Here is a 3401-nt window from a genome sequence, read left to right on the forward strand (position 1 = left end):
TTTGGAACGGCAACCTCGCGACCCTGACCCTGGCCATCGGCACCACCCTGGCCTATGCCTATCTGGCGGTCAATACCAGGGTGGCTTCGGTGCTGGAGTACGGGGATGTCTGGGCCGAAACCAATGCCTATGCGCTTTCGACCTCTGCCGGGACGTTCGGGGGATGGAATGGCACCGGAACGCCTTCAGCCCCTCTGCGGGATGCGCGCATCGTTGATCACATCGCGGGCATCGAGCAGACCTGGACCCTCACCATCGGCTATTACGGCCAGGACTTTCAATGCGTCGGCGATACCGTTGGCTTCGTTGGTCAAGGCCAGAGCAGAACCGTGGCGCCAATCAACCCGGCATTCTCCCGACCCTATTTCACCCTCCCATCCTCCTTTTGGGGTGGATCCTGGCAGTCTGGCGAAGTGGTCTCCTTCACCACCCATCCGGCAGCCATCCCCATTTGGGAAAAGCGGATCATTCCGCCCAACACCGATTCGCTGTCTGGCAACAAGGTGGTGATCGGCATCTCAGGTGAGTCCGAATGATGGGTGAAGTCACGGCAGACCTGCGGATCGATTTCCAGGCATTCGCCCAGGAATCCGCCTTTGAACTCGTGGTGGACGGCACCGACCAGGAGGGCAACCGGCCTGTCATGGTCGAATACATGAGCCAAGCCATGCTGTTCATGCAACTCTGGGCAGAGGTCACTTGGCAAGGCACCCATGGGCTTGAGGTGCTGAAAATGCTGACCCCCGGACAAAAGCGCGTCAAGGTGTTCTGTCCCAAGGCGCTGGACAAGACGATCAAAATCTTTGCGGACAACGATAAAAGGGCTGTGAGGAGCATGGGCCGTCGCAACGATCTGGTGACAGAAGCCCTCACCTGGAATGGCGAATCGTGGAAGCCGCTGCGCTACGGCTACGACAGCCCGCAGGTGACGATCGTCGAAAAGACCCTGTTCCGGGACAAACAAGGCAACCGGATGATAGATCCGAAATATGACAAAAGAACAGGTGGTTTCCATACCACTGATGCCGCCATCGGCGCACTCGTTGTGCAGTACAAACCGGGGTACTCCCTGTTCAACATCGCCTACGATACCGGCGAGAAAGTCGCATCCGCCGCCCTGTTCGAAGAGATGCAAAAATGCTGGATCTATGGCGACATCAGCAAGGCCTCGGTTCCGCCCGTGCGACTGGTGGCCATTTCAGACAGGGCGGCGATCACGGCACAGTTCGAGCGGTCGTTTTGGCCCAAAGGATTTCCGGGGGTGATCATCGGCCCTGCGGAACGGGATCTATATGTGGAGACGCCCGGTACACGGGAAACCGTGACGGAGCGGCTGTTCCTGGATGAAAACGACCCCGAGGCGTTCGTCGAGGTGAAGCGTACCACCTACATCGAAGGCGCGGACGAGACCGGCAAAAAATTCAAATTGAGGTTCCTGAACGCATGACCATCCCATTCGACCCTGGCCCGTTCCAAGAGATTGCCAGAATCCAGCTCAACCCGTTTTGCTACGGACGGGCCATGATCGGCTCGGTGGTCACGCAACCTCAGGGAGGGTGGCCAGGGTCATCCTTCGAGTACGGATTCTTTGTCTCGGATCAAGGATTCCCCACCCAATGGCTCCAATGGCTCGACCGGAAGATCTTGGAGTACGTCCCTGCCCCTCCGCACTATTGGCCTATCTGGCGTTTGCAGGCGGACGAATGGGACGAGACGACCGGGGCATGGATTCCGTTTGCCCGAGGAAGCGTGAATTTCTGGCGTTTCCACCCGCCGCCCTATCCAACCCAATGCACCGTAGAACGGATTCTGCCGGACAATTCCAGAGAAACGGTATCGGCGGATCTCATGAGTCTGCCTTGGGCCGGGTGTCATCTGTTCTTCCCAGAGTGGCACCTGACCGGACCGGCCAACCCGAATCAGCAATACCCGTATGACCCGATCAATCGGACCTTCTTTCGTGAGCAAAGGATCCGGGTTCATCCCCCACCACTTAAAACCTGAATCGGAGCATTGCACCATGCTCACCTACGCAGACCGCATCAAAGAGACGGCGACCGTCACCGGAACCGGGGATTATTTCTTGTCGGGTGCCATCGCCGGATACCGGCGCTTCACCGACCCGTTTGGTGGCGGCGTCATCTCGTATTGCGCCGAGAAAGGCCGTCAATGGGAGGTCGGCGAAGGCGTCCTCGATTGGGGGACCAACAAAATCTCCCGGACCACCATTTTATGTTCGTCCAACGACGGCAACCCGGTGGACTGGGGCGTGGATGAATTGGTTACTATCTCCAACGTCGTCACCGCCTCGATGCTGCAACGGGGGGTCAACAACGTGGCCGCGATCATCGGCAAGGCTGGCACCCTGGCCATCTCCACGGGAACAACCCGCTGGTATCCCCCCCAGGAGATGACTTTCACCAGTATTGACGCCTGGCTCGGAACCGCATCTGCCGGTGCGGCGGTCAACTTCACGGTGCGGCAGAACGGCAACTACTCGCTCTTCAGCGGCAGCATTCCCGCCGGGAGCAACCGCATGGCCGCAACCGCCATTCCATCCACGCTCATGAGCGTCAACAACTGGTTCTCCCTGAACATTACCCAGATCGGCACCACAACAGCCGGTGCGGATCTCAACGTCCGGTTCGTGTGACGCCATGACGATCTCTTCCGACGCCATTTCTGCGGTGCCAATCTGCGGCTCACGGGCGGACAGGATCGGCATCGCATTCCTGGCGGAATGGGCCGACGCGGAGGAACGACTTGTCGCCGCTCTGGAGCAGACGTATGGGCTGCCCCTGGGCATCGAACATGGACAGCGATACGGGAATGAGCGGGTCGAGAGGCAAAACGAGCAATCGTATGGCTGTGTGCGTATTGTCGTCGGTCATGAACAGCTCTGGACATCGAACGCCACCATCAAAGTCGCGCTGGTGGCGCTCTATGGGACAAAAAATCCGGCTGCGTGGCGGGCGTTCTCCTATGGCGATGGGCCGATCCATGGGCAAAGCGAACAGCCGATCCGTTTCACCCTGGATGCCGCTTTGGCGCAGAAGTGGTCTCTCATGACGGTGGTGCGGGGTCAATACGCGCAGCCATGGACCTCCACCACAACCGTGTCTGGGCAGGGTCTTTTCCGGTATGACCTTTTGGAGCGTGATCCCGTTGCAGCGTCTTTGCGGCACATTTGGGATCTCTCCGGCGATGGGACAATCCGGCTTTATGGCTCCTCCGTGCGGGCATTCCACTTAGGGCAAGTCATATGATTGGCTCGGTTTTATCAGCCACGCTCTCCCAGGCCGAACAGGATTACGCCTGGAGCGGCAGCCTGGATGTGACGAATCCGGCCTCTTTCGGGCGGATCCAGATCAACGACTCCATCGATCTGGAGTTGGGCGGCG

At 59.0% G+C, this 3401-nt stretch carries 6 protein-coding genes; all 6 read left to right on the forward strand.

Annotation, left to right across the window (positions count from 1 at the left end):
• On the forward strand, positions 1–536 hold a 536-nt coding region (locus HQL98_16150; protein MBF0273577.1), incomplete at its 5' end, for a hypothetical protein.
• On the forward strand, positions 533–1447 hold the full coding sequence (locus HQL98_16155) for a hypothetical protein (protein ID MBF0273578.1): 915 nt from the start codon (positions 533–535) through the stop codon (positions 1445–1447). The genes HQL98_16150 and HQL98_16155, both read left to right, overlap by 4 nt.
• A 74-nt stretch (positions 1448–1521) precedes the next feature.
• Positions 1522–2004 (forward strand): hypothetical protein, encoded by a 483-nt coding sequence (locus HQL98_16160; GenBank protein MBF0273579.1) that lies wholly within the window; start codon positions 1522–1524, stop codon positions 2002–2004.
• A 16-nt stretch (positions 2005–2020) separates the two neighbouring features.
• Positions 2021–2653 (forward strand): hypothetical protein, encoded by a 633-nt coding sequence (locus HQL98_16165; protein ID MBF0273580.1) that lies wholly within the window; start codon positions 2021–2023, stop codon positions 2651–2653.
• A 4-nt stretch (positions 2654–2657) separates the two neighbouring features.
• Positions 2658–3266, forward strand: a complete 609-nt coding sequence (locus HQL98_16170) for a hypothetical protein (GenBank protein ID MBF0273581.1) — start codon at positions 2658–2660, stop codon at positions 3264–3266.
• A partial coding sequence (locus HQL98_16175; GenBank protein ID MBF0273582.1) for a hypothetical protein occupies positions 3263–3401 on the forward strand: 139 nt, incomplete at its 3' end. The genes HQL98_16170 and HQL98_16175, both read left to right, overlap by 4 nt.

This window comes from Magnetococcales bacterium (assembly GCA_015231755.1).
GTDB lineage: Bacteria > Pseudomonadota > Magnetococcia > Magnetococcales > Magnetaquicoccaceae > Magnetaquiglobus.